The sequence below is a fragment of the Acinetobacter sp. AOR41_HL genome, assembly GCF_027854645.1.
GTDB classification, from domain to species: Bacteria; Pseudomonadota; Gammaproteobacteria; order Pseudomonadales; family Moraxellaceae; genus Acinetobacter; species Acinetobacter nosocomialis.
Window position 1 is genome coordinate 1 of the sequence record NZ_JAKTHZ010000032.1, and the last position, 22,707, is coordinate 22,707.

At 39.4% G+C, this 22,707-nt stretch carries 21 protein-coding genes and 6 pseudogenes; 9 read left to right on the top strand and 18 right to left on the bottom strand.

Features of this window, described 5'->3' with window-relative positions:
* Positions 1-107 precede the first annotated feature (107 nt).
* On the top strand, positions 108-1,433 hold the full coding sequence (locus MKL35_RS12865; protein ID WP_016805832.1) for an ISNCY family transposase: 1,326 nt from the start codon (positions 108-110) through the stop codon (positions 1,431-1,433).
* A gap of 199 nt (positions 1,434-1,632) precedes the next feature.
* On the opposite strand, the pseudogene MKL35_RS12870 reads toward MKL35_RS12865, so the two are convergent.
* From MKL35_RS12870 to MKL35_RS12900, 7 genes and pseudogenes are all read right to left on the bottom strand, one after another.
* A pseudogene (locus tag MKL35_RS12870) lies at positions 1,633-2,000 on the bottom strand (plasmid replication DNA-binding protein); the annotation flags it as partial.
* A gap of 27 nt (positions 2,001-2,027) precedes the next feature.
* Positions 2,028-2,252 carry a hypothetical protein gene (locus MKL35_RS12875; RefSeq protein WP_131202340.1) on the bottom strand — a complete coding sequence of 75 codons (225 nt, stop codon included), beginning with the start codon at positions 2,250-2,252 and terminating at the stop codon, positions 2,028-2,030.
* 149 nt (positions 2,253-2,401) lie between these two features.
* Positions 2,402-2,497 (bottom strand): annotated as a pseudogene (locus MKL35_RS12880) (plasmid replication DNA-binding protein); the annotation flags it as partial.
* Positions 2,495-2,665, bottom strand: a pseudogene (locus MKL35_RS12885) (IS3 family transposase); the annotation flags it as partial. The pseudogenes MKL35_RS12885 and MKL35_RS12880, both read right to left, overlap by 3 nt.
* Positions 2,666-2,850: 185 nt before the next feature.
* Complete coding sequence (locus tag MKL35_RS12890) at positions 2,851-3,135, bottom strand: putative quinol monooxygenase (RefSeq protein ID WP_032012193.1); 285 nt, start codon at positions 3,133-3,135, stop codon at positions 2,851-2,853.
* Positions 3,136-3,155: 20 nt separating this feature from the next.
* Positions 3,156-4,154 (bottom strand): zinc-binding alcohol dehydrogenase family protein, encoded by a 999-nt coding sequence (locus MKL35_RS12895; protein ID WP_000649019.1) that lies wholly within the window; start codon positions 4,152-4,154, stop codon positions 3,156-3,158.
* 73 nt (positions 4,155-4,227) lie between these two features.
* Positions 4,228-4,968, bottom strand: coding sequence for an SDR family oxidoreductase (locus tag MKL35_RS12900; protein WP_004812130.1), 741 nt, complete (start codon positions 4,966-4,968; stop codon positions 4,228-4,230).
* A gap of 135 nt (positions 4,969-5,103) precedes the next feature.
* Here MKL35_RS12900 and MKL35_RS12905 point away from each other — a divergent pair, with 135 nt between their 5' ends.
* Complete coding sequence (locus tag MKL35_RS12905; RefSeq protein ID WP_032012195.1) at positions 5,104-6,003, top strand: LysR family transcriptional regulator; 900 nt, start codon at positions 5,104-5,106, stop codon at positions 6,001-6,003.
* 14 nt (positions 6,004-6,017) lie between these two features.
* Here the strand turns inward: MKL35_RS12905 and MKL35_RS12910 are convergent, their stop codons facing one another.
* The 8 genes and pseudogenes from MKL35_RS12910 to MKL35_RS12945 all read right to left on the bottom strand — a co-directional run.
* A complete protein-coding gene (locus tag MKL35_RS12910; protein ID WP_004882755.1) occupies positions 6,018-7,034 on the bottom strand; it encodes a zinc-dependent alcohol dehydrogenase family protein in 1,017 nt (338 codons plus the stop codon).
* Complete coding sequence (locus tag MKL35_RS12915) at positions 7,024-8,019, bottom strand: zinc-dependent alcohol dehydrogenase family protein (RefSeq protein WP_001038514.1); 996 nt, start codon at positions 8,017-8,019, stop codon at positions 7,024-7,026. The genes MKL35_RS12910 and MKL35_RS12915 overlap by 11 nt, the downstream gene beginning before the upstream one ends.
* 368 nt (positions 8,020-8,387) lie before the next feature.
* Positions 8,388-9,138, bottom strand: a pseudogene (locus MKL35_RS12920) (IS5 family transposase).
* 144 nt (positions 9,139-9,282) lie between these two features.
* The gene (yddG, locus tag MKL35_RS12925) at positions 9,283-10,197 is read right to left on the bottom strand and encodes an aromatic amino acid DMT transporter YddG (protein ID WP_000925801.1); all 915 of its coding nucleotides are present in this window, start codon (positions 10,195-10,197) and stop codon (positions 9,283-9,285) included.
* Between the two features lie 12 nt (positions 10,198-10,209).
* Entirely contained in the window at positions 10,210-11,502 is a 1,293-nt protein-coding gene (locus MKL35_RS12930; RefSeq protein ID WP_000794338.1) for an MFS transporter, read from the bottom strand.
* A 57-nt stretch (positions 11,503-11,559) separates the two neighbouring features.
* On the bottom strand, positions 11,560-12,798 hold the full coding sequence (locus MKL35_RS12935; protein WP_001094922.1) for a M24 family metallopeptidase: 1,239 nt from the start codon (positions 12,796-12,798) through the stop codon (positions 11,560-11,562).
* Between the two features lie 116 nt (positions 12,799-12,914).
* Positions 12,915-13,874, bottom strand: a complete 960-nt coding sequence (locus MKL35_RS12940; RefSeq protein ID WP_000941153.1) for a GlxA family transcriptional regulator — start codon at positions 13,872-13,874, stop codon at positions 12,915-12,917.
* A 173-nt stretch (positions 13,875-14,047) separates the two neighbouring features.
* Positions 14,048-14,615 (bottom strand): annotated as a pseudogene (locus MKL35_RS12945) (IS3 family transposase); the annotation flags it as partial.
* A gap of 87 nt (positions 14,616-14,702) precedes the next feature.
* Between MKL35_RS12945 and MKL35_RS12950 the strand changes: the two are divergent.
* From MKL35_RS12950 to MKL35_RS12965, 4 genes are all read left to right on the top strand, one after another.
* The gene (locus MKL35_RS12950) at positions 14,703-14,978 is read left to right on the top strand and encodes a metal/formaldehyde-sensitive transcriptional repressor (RefSeq protein WP_001133624.1); all 276 of its coding nucleotides are present in this window, start codon (positions 14,703-14,705) and stop codon (positions 14,976-14,978) included.
* A gap of 21 nt (positions 14,979-14,999) precedes the next feature.
* The gene (locus tag MKL35_RS12955) at positions 15,000-16,112 is read left to right on the top strand and encodes an S-(hydroxymethyl)glutathione dehydrogenase/class III alcohol dehydrogenase (protein WP_000842149.1); all 1,113 of its coding nucleotides are present in this window, start codon (positions 15,000-15,002) and stop codon (positions 16,110-16,112) included.
* 228 nt (positions 16,113-16,340) lie between these two features.
* Positions 16,341-17,171, top strand: coding sequence for an S-formylglutathione hydrolase (gene fghA, locus MKL35_RS12960; RefSeq protein WP_000402512.1), 831 nt, complete (start codon positions 16,341-16,343; stop codon positions 17,169-17,171).
* 334 nt (positions 17,172-17,505) lie between these two features.
* A complete protein-coding gene (locus tag MKL35_RS12965) occupies positions 17,506-17,808 on the top strand; it encodes a putative quinol monooxygenase (protein ID WP_000920558.1) in 303 nt (100 codons plus the stop codon).
* 85 nt (positions 17,809-17,893) lie between these two features.
* On the opposite strand, the pseudogene MKL35_RS19420 reads toward MKL35_RS12965, so the two are convergent.
* Positions 17,894-18,223, bottom strand: a pseudogene (locus MKL35_RS19420) (IS3 family transposase); the annotation flags it as partial.
* 183 nt (positions 18,224-18,406) lie between these two features.
* On the opposite strand from MKL35_RS19420, the gene MKL35_RS12975 reads away from it, so the two are divergent.
* The 3 genes from MKL35_RS12975 (at position 18,407) to MKL35_RS12985 (ending at position 21,663) form a co-directional block, all read left to right on the top strand.
* Positions 18,407-19,564 (top strand): iron-containing alcohol dehydrogenase, encoded by a 1,158-nt coding sequence (locus MKL35_RS12975; protein ID WP_000931665.1) that lies wholly within the window; start codon positions 18,407-18,409, stop codon positions 19,562-19,564.
* Between the two features lie 90 nt (positions 19,565-19,654).
* Positions 19,655-20,332, top strand: a complete 678-nt coding sequence (locus tag MKL35_RS12980) for a type 1 glutamine amidotransferase domain-containing protein (RefSeq protein ID WP_000697978.1) — start codon at positions 19,655-19,657, stop codon at positions 20,330-20,332.
* A 203-nt stretch (positions 20,333-20,535) separates the two neighbouring features.
* Entirely contained in the window at positions 20,536-21,663 is a 1,128-nt protein-coding gene (locus tag MKL35_RS12985) for an alkene reductase (RefSeq protein WP_000647817.1), read from the top strand.
* Between the two features lie 84 nt (positions 21,664-21,747).
* Here MKL35_RS12985 and MKL35_RS12990 read toward each other — a convergent pair whose 3' ends face one another.
* Both MKL35_RS12990 and MKL35_RS12995 read right to left on the bottom strand, forming a co-directional pair.
* On the bottom strand, positions 21,748-21,978 hold the full coding sequence (locus MKL35_RS12990; protein WP_001087973.1) for a hypothetical protein: 231 nt from the start codon (positions 21,976-21,978) through the stop codon (positions 21,748-21,750).
* Positions 21,979-22,089: 111 nt separating this feature from the next.
* Positions 22,090-22,698 (bottom strand): TetR/AcrR family transcriptional regulator, encoded by a 609-nt coding sequence (locus MKL35_RS12995; protein ID WP_000804054.1) that lies wholly within the window; start codon positions 22,696-22,698, stop codon positions 22,090-22,092.
* Between the last annotated feature and the right edge of the window lie 9 nt (positions 22,699-22,707).

A 22,707-nucleotide genomic window follows, 5' to 3' on the forward strand; every position in this document is an offset into this window, starting at 1 on the left:
TGTAAGCCCAAAATAGAAATGTCCGGTTTCTCCAAAGTAAAAATGTCCGCTTTTAGAATATGCACTTTTGCAATTTCCTTAGCGGACGGTTTGATATGTTGGTGTCTATGTCGGATAAAGAACTTAAACGATTGTCGGTCTTGCAGGAAATCTGTGATCAACGCATAACCCAGTCCCAAGCTGCTCAGCTACTTCATATTTCAGAGCGTCAGATCAGGCGTTTATTGCAAAAATACAAAGCTCAAGGCCCAGCTGCATTAGCCCATGCCGGTCGTGGTCAAATCAGCAATTCCAGGCTTCCTGAAGAGCTCAGACTCAAGTGCCTCAATATTGTTTCTGATCAACTGCATGGTTTCGGACCCACTTTAGCGCATGAAAAGCTCACCACCGTTCATGGCTTTGATATTTCAGTGGAAACACTGCGTTCCTGGATGATTGCAGCCGATTTATGGACTCCTCGTGCCAAGCGTCTGAAACGCCCGTATCAGCCTCGTTATAACCGGGACTGTTATGGTGAACTGATCCAAATCGATGGCTCACACCATGACTGGTTTGAAGGTCGAGCCCCTAAATGCTGTCTGCTGGTATTTATCGATGATGCCACAGGCAAATTACAGCATTTACGCTTCTGTAAGTCAGAATCAACCTTTGACTATATGATTTCAACACGTTTGTATGTTGAGCAGCATGGTAAGCCTTTAGCCTTCTACAGCGATAAACATTCAGTCTTCAGGGTGAATCAAAGCAGTAAGAAAGACACCAAGATTACCCAGTTTGGGCGCGTACTCAGCACCCTGAATATCGATATTATCTTCGCTAATTCACCACAGGCCAAAGGCCGTGTAGAACGAGCCAATAGAACGCTTCAGGACCGTCTGATCAAAGAAATGCGTCTGGAAGGCATCAGTTCGATTGCCGAAGCCAATGCCTGGCTACCCTGCTTCATTGAGCAGTTCAATCAGAAGTTTGCCAAGATGGCCTTTAATCCCAAGGATCTACACCGGACTGTCACTGAAACAGCCGAAGAATTAGATGATATTTTTACCTGGCGTGAACCCCGCAGAGTCACGAATAGCCTGACGATCACTTATGATAAGTGCGTATATCTCTTGGAAAACACGGAAGAAAACCAAAGATTGATTGGCAAGTATCTTGAGTTTCTGGAATACCCGAATAGTACAGTCGCGATTGAATATCAGGGAAGAAAAATCAATTACAGCATCTTCGATAAATTAAGTCAGCTCAACCAGCGAGAGATTGTTGAAAATAAACGTTTGGGTTCTGTATTAGCCCATATTCAACAGCAGCATGAAGAACTAGAACAACAAAATAAACGCAATCGTTCTCAAAAGATGCCAAGCAGACGTGCACAGAAAACAGTAATCAAAGAACGAAATCTGAATCCTGTGCTTGACTTGGAAATGTCGGTATAGGACATTTCTATTTGGTTTTAAGGTAGGACATTTCTACTTAGGAATAACAGCGTTATAATTCTCTTGAAAATTCAACGCTGTAGTTTCTTTTTTGCCCAACCTCCCCAAGGTGGGCTTTTTTTTTATGATTTTTCACGTTCCACGCCTATTATTTAAGCAATGTTCCACAACTTTGTTCATATCAGTTAAACAATCGTGGTTAATCATAGGGTCTAAAAAAACGGCTCCAAAACCCTCTTTTCTCAGGCTCTGGTTCAATGTGATCCGGCACCGGAATCCGCTTATTTTCTGTCTGCTCCGGGGTAGTCAATCCGTCATATTTCGGCTCAAGTTCTGACCGAGGATATGTTGCTATATCCGGGTCTGGTTTCTGATCGGTAAACGTAGTCATATTGGATTGTGGAGGCTTCATTTCAATGAGGGTCAGCAGTGTATCTATGCGAGCGTTTGCCTTGGCTTCACGATCTTCGGCTTTTTCTAACTGCTTTTTTAAAAAATCGATTTGGCTTTGAGTTCTACAACTGTTTTATCTGTGTATTCAGGTATATTTTGATTTTGTATTGAAGAATACAATATGTGTATTCTTCAATACACTCAAGCTTTAAAGCCTAGGTTCTTTAGAGGGGGTAAGAAGTGCTTTTGTTGTATTGGATCTCTCAGCATTTCTTTGATTTTTGCTGCTAGGCTATCATAGCTCTCATTACCATTTGCTAAGTTTGAAAATTCAGGTAGTCGTGAAAGCTGATTGCCAAACATATTGAGCTGAGCCATTAAAGAATGACCGGACGCATGACGGTCAGGTTGTTGTATGCACGTCAAATAGCCGCTTTACGAAGCAGTGCTTCTCATCGGATGGCTTTGAAATCAAGTGCTGGAATAGCGAGAAAGTACGGGTAACTTTCTCTTTTTCAAGAAGAATGTACGATCAAGTCTGAACTAATACAAATAAGCCCAAGTGAACAATCAAATCAGCGATACGGCTTAAAGAATCGGCTCCCAAAGCCTCTTTTTTCCGGTTCAGGCTGTACGTGTTCAGGAATAGGAATTCGCTTATTCTCGATTACCCAGTTTAGTGTCGCAAGTTGTACATCTGCTAAACCTTGCCAATCTGCTTTTAAATATTCAATCACCTCTGTTTTGTATAAGCCATTCACCGTTTCAGCCAAAGCAATATCATATGAATCACCAGTCGTACCGACTGATGGTCGTAAATTTGCTGCCTCTAAACGATGACATTGTTGTCAAAATGCAGGGTACTGGTGGCTCCCCTTAGGGGCATAATTTGTTGAAGCCTAGGTTACTACTAAAAAATTAAAAAAACATTAAAAAATAGTAGCTTAGAGCTCCCATTTTTATGTTAGCTTTCTAAGTCTCTATGTTAATTTGAAGAATACTTCATCATAATGTCCGAATACAGCTATATTTTTTTGATTTCTACAATATCACTTGATTCAATTAGCGATTGGATATTACCAAATAAACTTTGAATATAATCAGAGGCTATATGGATATCTAAATCCTCTCTGCTACGCCATTCTTCTAAGAAGAAATATCTATTCGAGTCATTTTCGCTAATATAAAGCTCATATTTCAAGCATCCTTCTTCGTTAAGCGTAGGCTCTATTACACTTTTTAAAAGCGCTTCTAATGTCTCTTTTTGATCTGATTTTGCCTTAAAGTTCGCAATTATTGAAATAGTCATTATTTCACCTTGAATTTGTTTTAGAAGTTTTCTAGTACAATTTTGCCTTTTGACTTGCCTGATTCAAGTAACTTATGCGCCTTCTCCAAGTTTGCAGCGTTAATTTTGCCTAGATTTTGGTTGAGGGTACTTCTAATTTTTTGCTGGTCAACTAATTGGGCAACCTGTTGCAACAGATCACCTTGCTTTTCAATATCATCGGTTTCATACATTGAACGAGTGAACATCAACTCCCAATGGATAGAAATAGATTTAGTCTTAAACGGCATAATATCAAATGTTTGTGGATCATCGATCAATCCAAGCTTGCCTTGTGGTGCAATCAGAGAAACTATTTGGTTGATATATGTTTCTGTATGATTTGTAGAGAATACGTATTTTGGTTTTGCAATGCCTAGTGTCTCGATTTGTGCATTTAAATCTTTGCTATGATCAATGACATGGTCGGCACCAAGTGATTCCACCCAAGATTTCGTTTCTTCACGTGAAGCCGTTGCTATAACGGTCAGATTTGTTTTTGCTTTTAGGAGTTGGATAGCGATTGATCCTACACCACCTGCACCACCAATAATTAAAATACTGCCAACTTCTGTTTCTGAAATTTGAAACCGATCAAACAGCATTTCCCATGCCGTTATTGCAGTTAATGGCAATGCTGCTGCTTCTGCATTAGATACTGTAATTGGTTTAAGACTGATAATTCGTTCATCGACTGCTTGAAACTCAGCATTACTACCATCTCGGGTTAAATCGCCAGCATACCAAACAGAATCTCCTACTTTAAACGAGGTAACTTTTGAGCCAACTTCAATAATTTCCCCAACGGCATCCCAACCTAAAATACGATTATTTGCTTCAGACGAATTTTTTCTCACTTTGGTATCAACTGGATTCACAGAGATTGCCTGAACTTTTACCAGTACATCACGCTCCTTAAGCGTAGGCTTCGCTTTTTCAATATCTACCAATGAATTTTTAAAATCATCATGGTTATTTATAACATACGATACGGCTTTCATAGATTTGTCCTTAACTTTAAAAAAATATAGTAAAAATGGGAGCGAGGTGCTCCCATTTTATGTTAATCAATAATTAAAACTCTTGGCTCGTTGGGCGTAAAACAATTTCATTAATATCTACATCCGCAGGCTGTTCAATTGCATAAGCAATTGCTCGAGCGACTGAGTCAGCTGGTATGGCTTGTTTGTAGAAATCAGTAACAAACTCTGAACTTTCTTTATGAGAAGAACCAAATTTTAGTTCTGACTCAACTGCACCAGGCTCAATAGTAGTCGTTCTAATTGTTCCCCCAACTTCATGACGAAGTCCTTCAGAGATGGCTCTTACAGCAAACTTAGTACCGCTATAAACAGTACCTCCCGGACTAAATACTTTTATCCCTGCAACAGATGCGAGATTAATAAAGTGTCCAAAGTTTTGTTTTTGGAAAACAGGTAGGGTAGCTGCAATACCATAAAGAACACCTTTAATATTAATGTCGATCATACGATCCCATTCATCAACTTTTAGCTCACTTAATGGTGCAATAGACATTAATCCAGCATTGTTTACCAATACATCGATTTGACCAAATGCACTTAATGCCTTTTCAATAAGTGCTTGTACTTCATGTGGTTTGGTTATATCCATACCAATAAATTCAGCTTGACCACCTTCAGTACGAATGTCGTGAACAATAGCCTCTAATTTTTCAGTACGTCTAGCACCAAGTACAACCTTTGCACCTTTTTTAGCAAGTAAGCGAGCAGTAGCTTCACCTAAACCACTACTTGCACCTGTGATAACAATAACTTTATTTTCTATATTATTCATACAAGTAACCTTCAACCTATCTGTCAATCATATTTGATGGGTTAAGTATTACAGCCTTGTTATATATAATAAATGAATAATATTATCTTTCAGAATTCCTATTTACGGAATAATTGCCATAACACAGGATTGGACATGCATAACAAATTGGAAATGATGCGTATCTTTTGTGTCGCAGCAGAGTCTCGAAATTTTAAAGAGGCAGCAACTCAGCTGGGTATTTCTCCACAGGCAGTGACACGGGCAATAAAAGAGCTAGAAGAGCAGCGCGGAGAGATTCTGTTTTACAGGAGTACTCGACAAATTAAAATTACCGCTGATGGTGAGCGTCTGGCAAAGCAAGCACGTTTTGCGGTGGGATCGATCGATGCTTTGTTTGTAAAAGACACCAAGGAAAAACGAGATGAAATGCGTGGAACTGTGCGTCTTACTGTGTCGTCTGTGTTAGGGCGCAAATTGGTAGTACCTGCACTAGCAGAATTTGCCACACGTTATCCAGATATTGTCGTGGATTGTGTGCTAACAGATTCACACTCGGATGTGATCGATGAGCGGATAGATATCGGGATCAGATTTGGATTTTTGCCGGACAATCGATATGTGGCAAGGGAATTGGCTAAAGTGAACTTTTATTCAGTGGGTACGCCAGAGTTAATTGATAAGGTTGGAATGCCCAAAAAAATTATTGACCTAGATAAATACCCTCTAACAGCATTAGTCGATCATAAAACAGGACGTTACTGGCCATGGACATTCACCGAAAGTCGAAGCTTTACGCCATCAAAGCCCCGTTTTATTACAGATGATCTAGAAGCTGAATTTCAAGCTATTCTCGCTGGAGTTGGATTCGGACACATGCCTGGATTTCTAGTTTTGCCGTGGCTTAGGAGTGGTAAGCTCATTCAGATATTTCATGAGGAAACCTCTCCTGTTTGGCGCCTGTATTTATATCGTCCACAGCGGGGCCCGACACCTTTGCGAATCCGAGCATTGTTTGATTACTTAGTGGAAGTGCTGGGCCATATAGAAACCTGAATCAGATAAGACCATCATGTATCTAGAGTAACTACAATTTTTCCTATTTGCTGATTTGATTCAAGATAGCGCTGAGCGTCATGCATGTCCTCAAAGTTAAAGCAACGGTCGATCACTGGACGAAGATATCCTGCACCTATACTGCTAAGAATAAATCGTCTGGCTTGCTCCCTTAGAACAGGGTCATGCAGAACCTCAAGGAACAAAAAACCTCGCATGGTTAAGCTCTTGCGTAATGCAACTTTAAGGGGAAATGGTGTGATCTCCTGGCTAAGTGCACCATGCATAACCATCGTTCCTCCCACAGACATCGCTTTGGCAATCTGTTCAATATGTGGCCCTCCTACAGCATCGAAGGCGACATCAAGATATTCTCCACCCAAACGTGAAACAAGCGCCTCATACAAATCTGGTTCATCTTCACTGGCTATAACATTTTTAACACCGAGATCCAGTAAACGTTGCTTTTTCTCTATCGTTTGTGTACTTGCAATGACCTTAGCACCCGCTGCTTCAGCGATCTGTATCGCAGCTAGTCCTACGCTACTTGAAGCTGCTGTGATCAAGATCGTTTTGCCTTTCGAAACTCCACCAGCATGGATTACACCACCCCAAGCCGTTAAATACTGCATCCAGATTGAAGAAGCTTCTTGCCAGCTTAAACCATCGGGTTTGTGAACTAAAAAAGTTTCTGGAATCAGAAGTTTGTCCGCATATGTCCCATATTTGGCTAGATTGTCAGTCGGAAGAATCGATACTGCATCTCCTGGAGAAAATTGGCGTACACCTTCACCTATCGCAAGAACTATGCCTGCTCCCTCATATCCCAGACGAGAAGGGAATACTGCCTTTTGAATATAAGTACCACGCCGAAACATTACATCAGCCCGGTTAAGTCCGATCGTTTTCATCTGGATTAGAACTTCTCCTGCTGCTGGCAAAGCAACAGGAAGTGTTTCTAATGTCAGAACATCTGTATCTCCAATACTATTGAAGCGCCAAGTCTTGGCTTGAAGTGCGTTAAATGACATCAATCACGACCTTAATATTGGCAGAGCGATCTTGAACAGCATCATGAGCCTCAATCGCTTGGTCTAGAGTAAAATGACGAGGATCAACAATAGGACGCAGTTTACCTTCCTCAACGAGACGAGTCGCGATCTTAAGGATATCACCATGATGAGCACGGCGATTGCCTGTTAACATCGGCATTAGGACGAATACGCCAGACACTGTGGCACACCGTAGAGATGAATTCGCTAAATTATGATTACCAAATGCAGCACAGCTGGTAATGTGGCCATAGTGAGTTGTCATGGAAAGTGATGCTTCGAGTACTGGACCACCCACAGTGTCGTAAACAATGTTAAAACCTTGACCCTCAGGGCTTGCAGCAATAATGTCATCGGAAGATGCTGTTGTGTAATCGAGAGGTGTTGCACCGAGTTCTGAAATCAGTGATTGATCAGCTGTACGACCAGTCGCCCAAACATTTGCATCAAGTGCTTTTGCAAGCTGAACAACCATATAACCAACGCCACCAGCACCACCCTGGACCAGTACAGTTTGCCCTGGTTGGACCTTCGCATTATCCACTAAACCTTCCCAAGCGGTAAGGAACGTTAATGGTAGTACTGCTGCCTCGCGCATAGAGATATTGCGTGGCTTTAATGCAATCAGATCAGCATCTGCTACAACATATTCTGCTAAAGATCCTTGAAGACCACGAACGCCACCAATCAGACCGTAAACTTCATCTCCAACGTTGAAGTGGGTGACACCTTCACCAACAGCAGTTACAACCCCAGCCATATCTGTTCCCAACACGGCAGGAAGCTCTGGCATAGCATATGGTGCTTCACCAAGACGAATTTTATAATCAATAGGGTTTACACCACCAGCATGAATACGTACTAGAACTTGCCCAGCCTCTGGTTGAGGTATAGGGAGTTCTACACGTGTAAATTCATGATCACCAAAATTTTCTAAGATAAGAGCATTCATCATCTTATTCATAGTTGTTCCTTATTTTTAACTGGAGGGATGATGTGCACAGTACCAAAGTAAATTAATCCAATAAATGATATTTATAGGATTTAATAATTCCTAAATAATTAATAATATGCCTCTTGCGTTATTGAAAATTTAATCAGTAGATCTCTTGCATAAATCAACGAATGATCAATTCATTGATTTTTGAACTAATAAGTGGGGTATTTTCGTTTATTAGGGCTTACACATTGACGGATTCAAAAAAGTATAAAAATAAGCTCAAGGAACACGTTTTTTATTGATTGATAAAGATTATCAAGGGTTAAAACGATTAAATATTCCTGACTTAATGCCATTTAAAGCAAGTCAGAAAAGGCCATTAGGGCGTGTCCTCATTTGGCTTTGCACCAAATTAACATGCAAGCAATGTAAATCATAGACTGATAATTTCGTGCAAGTTTATCAAATCGCGTCGCTATCGCTCGGAAATGTTTTAATCTAGCAAAGGCATTTTCAACTAAATGCCTTAAGCGATATAAATACGGATCCTATTCTTTATTTTATATCTTACTGTTTGATTTAATTGGGAAAATCGGCACAATATTTTGCTTTTTTGCCAACGTCCTAATTTTTTCCGAATCATAGCCTTTATCTGCAATCAGATAATTTGCTGGATCAATCTCACCAATCAACTGCTCCGCAACTTGGCTGTCATGGACTTCACCTCCAGTGATTTTAAAATCAATCGGCAATCCATTCGCGTCGGTTGCCAGATGGATTTTTGTGGTTCTTTCACCTCTAGACTGTCCAATTGCTCGCTCGAAACCATGCCGAGCTCTACTTGCATGCTGATGCGTGCGTATGTAGCTTTCGTCAATGAATACCCATTCTTGATCCAATACGCCTCGTAGTTTAAAAAAATTTATCCCATAAGCCCTTGCTTGCCCAACGATTAAAACGGTTATATGCTATTTCCCAAAGACAAAATTTTTCAGGAACATCACGCCATGTTGCACCTGTACGTAATTTCCATAAGATGGCTTCCATGATATTTCTACTGTTCTTTGAACAATAACAACCATGAAATTGCATCGTAGACTGGATTTGTTGCCAAATATCATCGGTGAGTAGAGTTCGTGCCATTGAGAAATATACAAATAAAAAGAGATTAAATTATTCTTTTAAACCCTTAAAACCAATTTTTCAAATGAGGACACGCCCTAATAGATAAACAGTTGCAATATCTTGACTTCGTTTAAAGTGTAGTATGTTAATTTTAGTATAACTCTAAATAATTTGTTTCTTTCGAGTCGCTAACCAACACAAAACTGCTCCTGCTGTCACCATTGCAACACCTTGCCAAAAGATAAAAGATAAGGACGTACTTAGAATTAATGCTGCAAACAAAGCAGATAACACGGGAATAAAATAAGAAGCTCCAGCCATTAACGTCATGTTCCCTGAAATAATTCCAATATTCCAAGCACCATATCCCAAACCTAAAGCACCAGCTGCCATAACTAGCGTGACTGTATTGTTATAAGTGAAATTAAGAGCTGACCCACTCATGAGAAGGTATTTGATCCATAGTACAACTGCAGTCAAGACAAAAAATATAGTGACTAGATTTTTACCCTGAGACGTTTTTACTGTCACAGAACAATATGCAGCCCACAAAATAGCAGCAGCAAAAGCTAAACCATAACTAAGAGGATTAGCTTTTAAATTAGTCAATATCTGAAAAAAATCAAATCCAGTATTTCCTCCTAATACCCAACAAATTCCAACTAAAGCGAATATGCAGCCAGGAATAATTAAAATATTGGCCTTAACGTTGTTAAAAATAATTGCGAATAGTAGAGTAAATGTTGGCCATAGATAATTAATCATGCCAACTTCGATTGCTTGTCTACTGTTTTGCGCATAGCCAATAGAAAGGGCAAAACATAATTCATAAGCAACAAATAAAAGGCTTCCCCACCATAAATAGGATTTTGGGATGGTAGAAAACTTAGGCATACCAATCATGAAAACTAAAATTATGGATGCGACACTGTAAATTAGAGCAGCACCAGCTACAGCTCCAAAGCTCTCACTAACACTCCGCATTAAGCCTACATTTGTACTCCAAAATATGACAGCTGTAAGACCAATTAAAGTCGATATATTTCTATTGAGTGCAGGGAGAGCATTTAAAAGCATAACCTATTCCTTTTAAGCCTTAGCATTGATTAAACGATGTGATTTCCTTTCTAGTAAAGCCATACTTGCAAAAATTGCAACTATAACTAATAAGACACTAGGTGCTAAGGTATTAGCTGTTTGTTGAATTAACCAGGTTGCAACGAAAGGAACTGTTCCACCTAACAGTGCATTAGCAGTATTAAAACTAAAGGCAAAACCGGTATAGCGCACTTGTATAGGGAATTGTTCTGTTAAATATGCAGGTAAGCTACCATCGTTCATTGCTAGTAATGTGCAAAACACGAGCTGAATGATTACCATTTCAACAAAACTGGCGGTTGAAAGTAAGTAAAACAAGGGTACAGTCAGTGCGATAAAGCTTAGACCTGCCCAAAGCAACATTTTCTTACGCCCAATTCGGTCTGAATATTTGCCCATCAAAAAAACTATAGCAATATAAAATAGCAATGAAATTGACCCTGATATAAAGGCTTGCGTTTTATTTACACCCAACTCTGTAGCTAAATAATTTGGCATATAACTAAAAATAAGATAGAACGCGGTAGCATTTAAAGATGCAACTGCAAATGCTTTAAAAAGTGCTGGTTGATACTGGGTAAATAAGGCTTTGATTGGAAAATTTTCTTTGTTGCTATTTTTTTGATGTTCTAAAAACTCTGGAGTTTCTTCTAACTTTACACGGATATAATACCCGATTAAACCTAATGGTGCTGCCAATAAAAATGGAATTCTCCAACCATATTCGTGTAAAAACTCCTCTGACATGAACGCGAACATCGCCGCTGCCATTAAAGAGCCGAGTAGTAAACCCGTTGCAGTACTTGCAGGAACTAAACTGGTATAAAGTCCTCTTTTTTCCTTAGGGGCGTATTCTGCAAGAAAATTTGCTGCACCAGCATATTCACCTGAAGCAGAGAAGCCTTGGATCATCCGGAATATTAGTAACATAATCGGTGCAAAAATTCCGATACTTTGATAATTTGGTAACAGTGCAATACATAGCGTAGCCAGTGTCATTAATATAATCGACCAAGATAGTGCATTTTTTCGACCAAATTTATCCCCAACATGCCCCCAAAAAATACCCCCTAATGGACGAAAAATAAATGAGATTGCAAAGATCGCATATGTAGCCATTAATGCGGTTAAAGGATCACTTTTCGGAAAAAAAACCACTGCAATCACTGTTGCCAAAAAACCATATGCAGCATAATCAAACCACTCTACAAAATTACCAATAAAACTGGCGCTAGCAACACGTCTTAGCGTATTTTTTTGCTCTATTTGATGGTTGTTTTTCATTCTATTTACTCCTAATTAAATAGGCACTCATTTTCAGAGTGCCTATTTAAAATCTTTTTATTTGATAATGTTATGTTCTGGACCATATGGAAATTTGGTAATATTTTCATTTCCTGATTCTGTAACGACCAAGATATCATGTTCACGGTAACCACCAGCCCCAGCCATACCTTGCGGAATCATAATCATAGGTTCCATTGAAATCACCATGCCTGGTTCTATCACCGTATCAATATCTTCACGTAATTCTAAACCAGCTTCACGACCGTAATAATGTGATAACACACCAAAGGAATGTCCATAACCAAATGTGCGGTACTGCAATAAACCTTCTTCATAGAAAATTTCATTTAACTCTTTAGCAATATCACTGCAACGTGCACCTGGGCGAATGAGTTTTAAGCCAGCTTCATGCACCTTGACATTCGCTTCCCAAATACGTAATGAAGCGTCATCACAGTGATCAAAGAATTGGGTACGCTCTAAAGCTGTATAATAACCAGCAATCATAGAAAAGCAGTTTAAACTTAAAATGTCGCCTTTTTGGACTTGGCGGGTTGTAACAGGATTATGTGCACCATCCGTATTAATGCCGGATTGAAACCAAGTCCACGTATCCATGAGTTCAGAGTTTGGAAAACGTTTGGCAATTTCGCGTACCATGGATTGAGTAGAGGCTAAAGCTACTTCATGCTCTGGCACACCTTCACGAATCGCTGCAGTCACTGCAAAACCACCAATATCACATACTGCAGCACCTTGGGTGATATGTGCAATTTCTTCAGCAGATTTAATCATGCGTAGCTTCATGCATGCGGCACTAATATCGACAAACTGCACATTCGGTAAAACTGCTTTTAACTTGTTTAAACGTTCTACAGGTAAATGATCAAACTCAATTCCTACACGGCCTTTATTTGGAATTTCTTGTGCAACCGCTTTAAAATAGTTATCACGCTGCCAGTCGGTATAAACCACGTTATAGTCACCAACCGTACGACGCCAAGGTTGCCCAGCATCAATATTTGCTGAAATTGTCACCACTTTTTCTGGGCCAACCACCAGACCGTAGAAACGCCCAAATGAACAATATATAAAGTCCGCATAATAGTTAATGTTATGGATTGAACTAAATAGAATATGGTCAATTTCTAGCTCTTCCATGAGTTGGCGTAACTTGCTTTGTCTATTTTGATATTCAGATAATGAAAATGTTGCAGAAACTTTTTCACCATTTTCAATGGTTAATAATGATGGTAGTTGTGAAGCAGCAAAATTATTTACTAAGGTATTCATATATTTTCCTAGATCAATGTCATGTAATCAATGAGCTAAGCTTATGCAGAATATGAATAGAGATTTTTGCTAAAAGCGTCAAAAAGTTGTCAAAAACCGACAAGACTAAAAAAACACTAATGAGCAAAATCTAGGATGTTACGTTCAAATTTGGGGGAATAGTTAAAAAAAGCTTTATAGGCTTTAGTAAAACTAGATACATTACAAAAACCACATGCCAAAGCAATATTTGAAATGTTTAACGTAGACTGTTTAAGTAGATTCTGTGCATAGGTAAGTCTTAGTTTTAAATAATATTCTTTTGGGGCCAATTGTAGATTCATTTTAAACAAGCGCTCTAAAGTACGCGGTTGAATTTTTACATGCTGTGCAATTTCAGCAATAGTTAAAGGCTCATTAATATTATTTTCCATTAAGCGCAATACTTCTTGAATCGGAAAATCAAGTTTTTTCTTATGTTCAGCAATGGGTTGATGTTGAATTTCATTGCTCTCACGTACTTGATGAACAATAAATTGTTCACAGATTCTTTTAGCAATATTTGGATAGTGTATTTCAACAAGTGCCAAGCCTAAATCAATCGCGGCAAGCCCACCAGAACAGGTAAAACGATTCGCATCAATGGTAAAAATATGTGGGGTAAACTGTACTAATGGAAATTCTTCTTGTGCAGCTAAGGTATTTTCCCAATGAAGACTAGCACGAAAGCCATTTAGTAAATCGGCTTTCGCTAATACATAAGCGCCTGTACATAAACCACCTAAAGCAATTTTTTGTTGATCTAACCTATATAAAAAATTCTTTAAGCGTACTGTCATATTTTTATAAAGTTGAAAACCACCACAAATAAAAACTATATCCATGTTCAGTAAATGTGACAAAACACAGGTATGTTGTATTTGAAGACCATTGCTTGCGCAGCTATGATGACCATCTAAACCTGTTACATTCCATTGGTATAAATTGTCTTCTGTAACATAATTAGCCATACGCAAGACTTCAACCATGTTTGAGAAAGCAATCATTGAAAAGTTATCGAGTAATAAAAAACCAATACGCTTAGAGTTTTGTAACATAAATTTAATGTACTTCACTTTTTCAATATTTTTTATAAAGCAATTTTGAGACCACAATTTTGATTTTTTCAGATTTAAAAGTCACTTTTGTCTTTATTTCCATGAGGCTTTGTTGCATAAAGCCTTTGATAGTAGTGAACCGTACTGGGTTTGTCGGAGGCTTTTTATTTAAGTTATGCCACCTGAACTAATGGGTTAATTTTATTATAATACATTGCTTCAAACTCAAAAGGCGATACATAACCCAGTGCACTGTGTACACGCTTTTTATTGAACCAATCTACCCAATTTCATATCGCAAGTTGTACATCTGCTTTTAAATATTCAATCACCTAAGTTTTGTATAAGCCATTCACCGTTTCAGCCAAAGCATTATCATATGAATCACCAATTGTACCGACTGATGCTCGTAAATTTGCAGCTTCTAAACGATTGCTATAGCGAATAGAAAGATATTGAACACCTCTATCTGAATGATGAATCACATTCTTAGGCATACCTCGATCGTGCAATGCTGCTCCAATTCATCGAGCACCATATCTGTATTCATCCGTGTTGATACTTTTCATCCAACAATTGCGTGTGAGAACACATCAATAATAAGGGCGGTATAGACCCAGCCTGAATGAGTTTGAATATACGTAAAGTCACTCACCTGAGAAGCACTGCTTCGCAAGGGTCAGAATGATCAGCACTAAAATTACGTTTCACCAAGTCAACTGCCCGTTTTGAGTCATCTCGTACAAATCCTTTTCGATTTATAAAAAATATTGCTTTTTTTATACTATGGGGCACTATAGTATTAATGCTAGCAAGTAAGGAGGTCTGATGCCTAATCAGGTTGAAGACAAAAAAAAGATTCTTCTACGCGTCAGAAAGATCAAAGGTCAGACGCAAGCGATTGAAAAAGCGTTAGAAGACAATGTGGAATGTGGTGCAATTCTGCAACAAATATGCTCTGTGCGTGGTGCTATTAATGGTTTAATGAATGAGATGTTAGAGGTTCATTTAAAGGACACTTTAGTATCAGGTGAAACCACAGAACAACAACGAAAAGAAGAATTGGCTGAAATCGCCAAGATTCTAAAATCATATTTAAAATAGATCTGTATAAGGAATTATTCCATGAAGTCACGTGCTGCTGTTGCGTTTGGTCCTGGTCAACCTCTTCAAATTGTTGAGGTCGATGTTGCACCACCGAAGAAAGGTGAAGTATTAATCAAGATCTCCCATACCGGTGTGTGTCATACAGACGCATTTACTTTGTCTGGCGATGATCCTGAAGGTGTTTTTCCGGCTATTCTCGGGCATGAAGGTGCTGGTGTCGTAGTTGAGGTTGGTGAAGGCGTGACTAGCGTCAAACCAGGTGATCATGTAATTCCACTTTACACCGCTGAATGTGGCGAGTGCGTATTCTGTAAATCTGGAAAATCGAACTTGTGTATTTCCGTTCGCGAAACTCAAGGTAGAGGCGTAATGCCAGATGGTACCACTCGTTTTTCCTACAATGGTCAACCGATTTACCACTATATGGGCTGCTCAACGTTCAGTGAATACACTGTAGTGGCAGAAGTATCATTGGCTAAAATCAATCCTGAAGCCAATCACGAACATGTCTGCTTACTGGGTTGTGGGGTAACAACGGGTATCGGTGCAGTACATAACACGGCTAAAGTACAAGAAGGTGATAGTGTTGCGGTCTTTGGTTTAGGTGGTATTGGTCTAGCAGTCGTACAAGCCGCACGTCAAGCTAAAGCAGGACGTATCATTGTGGTTGACATGAATCCAGATAAATTTGCGCTGGCAAAAGAGTTTGGTGCAACGGACTTCTTGAATCCTAAAGACTACGATAAACCAATCCAGCAAGTCATTGTCGAAATGACTGGCTGGGGTGTAGATCATTCATTTGAATGTATTGGCAACGTGAATGTAATGCGTGCAGCCCTTGAAAGTGCACACCGTGGCTGGGGACAATCCGTAATTATTGGTGTAGCTGGCGCAGGTCAAGAAATCTCTACCCGTCCATTCCAACTAGTTACTGGTCGTAAATGGTTAGGTTCTGCTTTTGGTGGCGTAAAAGGTCGCACGCAACTTCCAGGAATGGTTGAAGATGCCATGAAAGGTAAAATTCAATTAGAACCATTTGTGACACACACCATGGGCTTGGATCAGATCAATGAAGCCTTTGATCTAATGCATGAAGGTAAGTCAATTCGTACTGTAATTCATTACGAATAATTCCGTCAGACCTTATAGTTTTCCATGCATGTGAATCATGATTGACATGCATGGAATCCTCTAAAACGGCACATTATCTGTTAAACAGATCTATCTGTGTAGGCATCGTGTATAGGTTCAATAAACCTGCCTACATTTTAAATCTTTATCACTATTCTCTGTGGAGAATGTCAGACTCTTTGTTTACTCGATCTCTCATGAAGTCTTGCTCAACATAGGTAATTGATTATGGAAATAATTGAGAAACATGCTTCTTTTGGTGGATCGCAAGAAGTGTATCGCCATCAGTCAATAGTATTAAACTGTTCAATGAAATTCTCAATATATCTGCCACCTCATGATAAAGATGAGCGGTTGCCAGTTTTATATTGGTTATCAGGACTAACTTGCAACGAACAGAACTTTATTACTAAAGCCGGAGCACAAAAGTATGCGGCTGAACATAAAGTCATTATTGTTGCACCAGATACCAGCCCACGTGGAGAGGATGTACCAGATCATGCAGATTATGATTTAGGCCAAGGCGCAGGATTCTATGTGAATGCAACACAAGCACCCTGGTCACAGCATTTCAAAATGTATGATTATATTGTGGAAGAGCTGAGAAATCTGATTGACCTGAATTTTCCGACCAATCAAGTCCAAAGCATTATGGGGCATAGCATGGGTGGTCATGGTGCATTAGTAATTGGGTTAAAAAATCCTGAGCTGTATAAAAGTATTTCTGCTTTTGCACCAATTGTTGCACCTAGCCAAGTACCTTGGGGGAAAAAGGCTTTTACACACTACCTAGGTGAAACCGAAACTTTATGGAAAAGCTATGATGCGATTGAATTAATCAAAAACGCTGAAGTTCATTTACCTATTTTAGTCGATCAAGGAACAGCTGATGATTTTCTTGAAGAACAGTTAAGGCCTAAGCTTCTTAGTGATATTTGTTTGGAACAAGAATATCCTCTTACACTTAACCTAAGAGAAGGGTATGACCATAGCTATTACTTCATTGCGAGCTTTATAGAGAAACATATAGAGTTTCACAGCAAATTCCTAGCTAAATAACTTTCATAGATATGAGGATGTACAATATTGTTCTTGAATGCTTCTTGAGCAATATAATTTCCAGATGAAGAGGTCAGCTTATAAATCTAAGGTAGAGTCAATTGATCCTTATATAAATAAGATTGAATTTAATCATCTCATATCTTGATTTTTTGATTCAAATGTTAATGATATTAACTTGAATAAATTCATAGCATTATGTCGAAATAAAAACCTAAATTTTGGCTCAGCTATGGGAATTTTTTTTAACTTTTATACAACAAAACTTTCTGACATGCATACATTAGCAATGTCAGATTCAGTTTGAATTCTAATCAATTATGGAGTTTTAGTCATGCTTAAAACAGCTTTATATGTCCGTCTTGAAGCTAAACCGGGTAAAGAAGACGAAGTGGAAGCTTTTCTTAAAGCCGGTTTACCTATTGTAATGGAAGAACCTGCGACAGTTGCGTGGTTTGGCCTTCGTCTTGGTCCTACAACATTTGGTATTTTTGATGCATTTCCTGATGAGGCGGGTCGCCAAGCGCATTTATCTGGCAAGGTTGCAGCTGCGTTGATGGCTCAGGCCGAAGAGCTATTTTCAGAGCCACCATCTATTGAAAAAGTAGATGTTTTGGCGAGTAAACTACCAGCTTAAACCTATGCTTAAATGTATGAGGGTGCTGTCTGAAATTTTGAATGTAAGGCAGCACTTCAACCCTATGATGTTTGTCAGAGGCTTTCTATTCAAGTTGGGCTACTTTATTTAATGGCTTAATCTCATCATTTACAAGGGTCAATATCCAAAACAGGGTAAATAAACGAATGCAACTATTTACACGCTTTATATTGAACCAATCTATCTAATTTACTGTCGCATTTGTACATCTGCTAAACCGTGCCAATCTGCTTTTAAAATATTTAATCATCGCTATTTTGTATGAGTCATTCACTGTTTTAGCCAATGCGTTCACGACCATGTCAGTAGTCATACGTGTTGATACCTTCCATCCAACAATCGCTCGTGAAAATACATCAATAATAAAAGTGGTATAGAACAAGCCTGAATTTGTTTAACCATAACTAAAGTCGGCAAGCTGAAATAATATTTATAAAAATAGACGACTGGTCTATTTTTATGTATAGTTAGCACATGGTGTAGTCAAAAGCCGCAGTGTTGCCCAATTTTTTAAAGTTTATTTGATGAATAACGGTGGTTTTTCAAATCAATTAACTGATTATCCTAGGATAAAAATATGCTGAATTTTAACTTTTATAATCCGACCCGTATTATTTTTGGTGGCGATACAATAGCTAAAATCAATGACTATGTGCCTACAGAAGCAAAAGTGTTAATGTTGTTTGGTGGTGAAAGTGCACGTAAGAATGGTACTTTAGCTGAAGTGCGTGAAGCATTAGGTGCAAGAGAAATTCATGAATTTGGCGGAATTGAGCCGAATCCGAGTTATGAAACCCTCATGAAAGCCGTAGAGCTGATTCGTGAACAAAAGATTGATTTCTTGATGGCTGTCGGTGGTGGATCGGTAATTGATGGTACTAAATTTATTGCAGCAGCAGTCAATTATACAGGGGATACATGGGAGATTTTAGAAACCCATGGTACTAAAATTACTCAAGCTTTGCCTTTTGCGAGTGTACTCACCCTTCCGGCAACTGGTTCAGAAATGAATAGCGGTGGGGTAGTCACCAGAAAATCGACCCAAGCCAAATTGTCATTTAGCAGTCCCCATGTTTTTCCGCAATTTTCCGTACTCGATCCGAATAAAACTTTTAGCTTGCCGACGCGCCAGTTAGCAAATGGCGTGGTCGATGCATTTATTCATGTCATGGAACAGTACTTAACTTACCCTGTCAATGCACAAGTACAAGATAGTTTTGCCGAAGGTCTATTGCAAACTCTGATTGAGATTGGACCGAAAATCTTGGACGATTCAGCAGATTATGACACGCGTGCGAATTTGATGTGGGCTGCTAGCATGGCACTGAATGGGCTAATTGGAGCTGGTGTACCACAAGATTGGTCAACCCATTTGATTGGACATGAGCTCACGGCTTTACATGGTATTGATCATGCTCGTACCTTGGCCATTGTGTTTCCGGCCAATCTACAAGTGCGTCGTCAAGAGAAGCGAGAAAAATTACTACAGTATGCAGCTCGTGTCTGGCAGATTGTCGAAGGTGATGAAGAACAACGTATTGATACTGTTATTGCTCGTACTCGAGCCTTCTTTGAGCAACTTGGATTGCCGACTCGTCTTAGCGATTATGGACTGGGGGAGACAGATATTGAGATCATCATTACGCAACTTAAATCACACAATCTTACACAGCTCGGCGAACATAAAACTGTTTCATTAGAGATCAGTCGCCAAATTCTCGAGACGAGCATCTAAGCTAAATGCACGTATCTGGCATCCTCACGCCACATGGTATGTGATCATTCAACAATGCTCCTCAATCCTGAAAATTATCGGAGAAATAACATGAAAATTTTAATCGTTTTAACCTCACATGATCAACTTGGCAATACTGGTAAGAAAACAGGTTTCTGGTTAGAGGAACTTGCTGCACCGTATTACACCTTTATTGACTCTGGTGCTGAAGTTACGCTGGCGTCGCCTCAAGGTGGACAGCCACCACTAGATCCTAAAAGTAATTTAGCCGATGCGCAAACTGAAACCACTCATCGTTTTGAAGCTGATCCAACTGCAATGCAAGCATTGGCACAGACGCATAAACTTAGCGAAATCTCTGTAGCTGATTATGATGCAGTGTTTTATCCAGGAGGGCATGGCCCATTGTGGGATTTAGCAGAAGATCCGATTTCAATTTCTCTGATTGAACAGGCGATTCAGTCTGGCAAACCTGTTGCAGCAGTGTGTCATGCCCCAGGTGTTCTTCGTCATGTGAAAGCGAATAATGGAGCGCCTTTAGTTAGCGGTAAATTAGTGACTGGTTTCACCAATACTGAGGAGGCCGCTGTAGGTTTGACTGAAATTGTACCATTTTTAGTCGAAGACATGCTTAAAGAAAACGGTGGTCATTATTCTAAAGTGGATGATTGGCAAGTATATGTTCAAGTAGATGGCTTGCTGGTTACTGGACAAAATCCAGCCTCTTCTGCTGCAACCGCTACAGCATTACTTCAATTGTTGAAATAAAGAGTAGCTAGTGTGTGTTCTGGTGCTTAGCAGTGAATAAAACTTCTGACTTTGAGCAACTGGCGCAATAAGCAAAATAACCCTCATTTAATGGTGAAGGGCCTGAGTGAATAGCTTTCCTTCCTTTATTTTTCTATATACAGGAAGGAAGGGTATTTTTTTAATTTAGATCAATTTAGTCATGATTACTTGGATACAATGAAATGAAAGCCAGCAAACTTTTTCAAAACTTAAGCTTAGGCCCTTATGTTTTGCAAAACCGTATTGTATTGCCACCATTAACGCGGTCGCGCAGTACTCAGCCAGGGAATATTCCAAATGAATTAATGGCAACCTATTATCAACAGCGTGCTGGGGCAGGATTTATGGTCACCGAAGGTACGCAAATCGAGCCACGTGGTCAAGGCTATGCTTGGACTCCTGGTATTTACAGCCCTGAACAGATTGCTGGATGGCGTAAAGTGACGGAAGCAGTGCATGCTAAAGGAGGCATTATTTTTGCACAACTTTGGCATGTTGGGCGTGTTTCACATACATCTTTGCAACCCGATCATGCATTACCGGTCGCGCCCTCGGCTATTAGGGCTGACAGCAATGTTAAAGTCTTTATTGAAACCGGGCCCAATGCAGGGGCCTTGGCTGATCCTTCAATGCCACGTGCTTTAGGCAATGCAGAAGTTAAAGAATTAGTGCAACTCTATGCTCAAGCAGCGCGTAATGCATTGGCTGCTGGTTTTGATGGGGTTGAAATTCATTGTGCAAATGGTTATTTGGTAAATCAATTTATCTCTGCACATAGTAACCACCGTGAAGATGAATATGGTGGATCACTAAACAATCGTTTGCGTTTTTTACGTGAAGTAGTACAGGCAGTTGCTGAGGTGGTTGGTGCAGATCGTTTAGGAGTGCGTTTTGCCCCACTATTTGAAAGTACAGAGGAAGATCGTGTGTACATGGGGTTGGTTGAAGATGATCCACATGTGACTTATATTGAAGCCATAAAAATACTTGAAGAAGTTGGGATTGCCTATCTATCTATTGCAGAAGCTGATTGGGATAATGCACCAGAACTTCCTCATGATTTTCGTAAAGATGTCAGAGACACTTTCAGTGGTCGGATTATTTATGCAGGTCGATATACGGCAGAAAGAGGGACTCGAATTTTAGAGGCAGGTCTGGCCGATTTAATTGCATTTGGACGCCCATTTATTGCGAATCCAGATTTACCCGATCGCATCGCCAATGGCTGGCCATTGAATGCAGTAGATGCAAGCACTATGTATGGTGGGACGGAAAAAGGCTATATTGATTATCTAGCTTACGCAGATTAATCTCGACTAAGTCAAGTTATTTTGCCAACCTTTGTGGTTGGCAAAATAAGGGCTTAGGATTGCTGTTGCCAGCACAATTTCTTGTTAAAACAAATTCTTAAAATTTTTTAGCTGTGTAATGAGCCAACCTGCCAGTGGGAAAGAAATCAGTTGCGTTACTGGCACTAATACTATGACTTCAATCAACACCATCATCGGGAAACTTTGATGCTGAGTAATTGGCTTTAATAAAGTGAGTACTAGTAATAGTGTGGGATATAAGCCTAAATATCCGACTAAAATACGAGTCATGAGGGCTTTAGAAGGAGAATTCATTGCGCGCTATACTCATTGATTGTAAATCGATTTAATAGCAATACATGAATAAGTAATCATTGGGTTGCTATCATAAACCATTAATTATCTTGTTGATATTTAATTTAATTTTTATGAATCTTCACTTTTTAATAGAAATTTAGTTGCTCTCAGAGCTTGATGTAATGGCGTTTTATCTTTTTGCAACTTAGTCAGTAATGCTGCACCTAACCACATTTGGTAAAGTACTTGTGCCAACGTCGAGGCCTCAGTATCTGCTTGGATAGACTGATCCTGTTTTCCCAAATCAATTAAAGCAGCAATCCGTTGGATTACATCATCGACGCCAGCGGACATAATGGAGCGCATATCTTCAGATAGATCGGCAACTTCTGCGGCAAGTTTCACAATTAAACAGCTATCCGCCCAACCACACTGTGTTTCAGGATCTTCTATCCATAAATTAAAATACTCAATCAGCTTTTGATAAGGGGATTTATCACTACGCCATACATCATTTAAACGGACTTGGTAATTATCCACATAATGTTGTACCAATTCACATCCGAAAGCTTCCTTAGATTGGAAATAATGATAAAACGAGCCTTTAGGGATCTCACAGCTCTGTAAAATTTCCTGTAATCCTACACCAGTAAAACCTTTATGCAAAATCAGGTCTGAACTGGTGTTAAGAATGTGTAAGCGCTTCGCTTCAGACTTTTTAATAGGATTAGGCTTCATATTGATTAT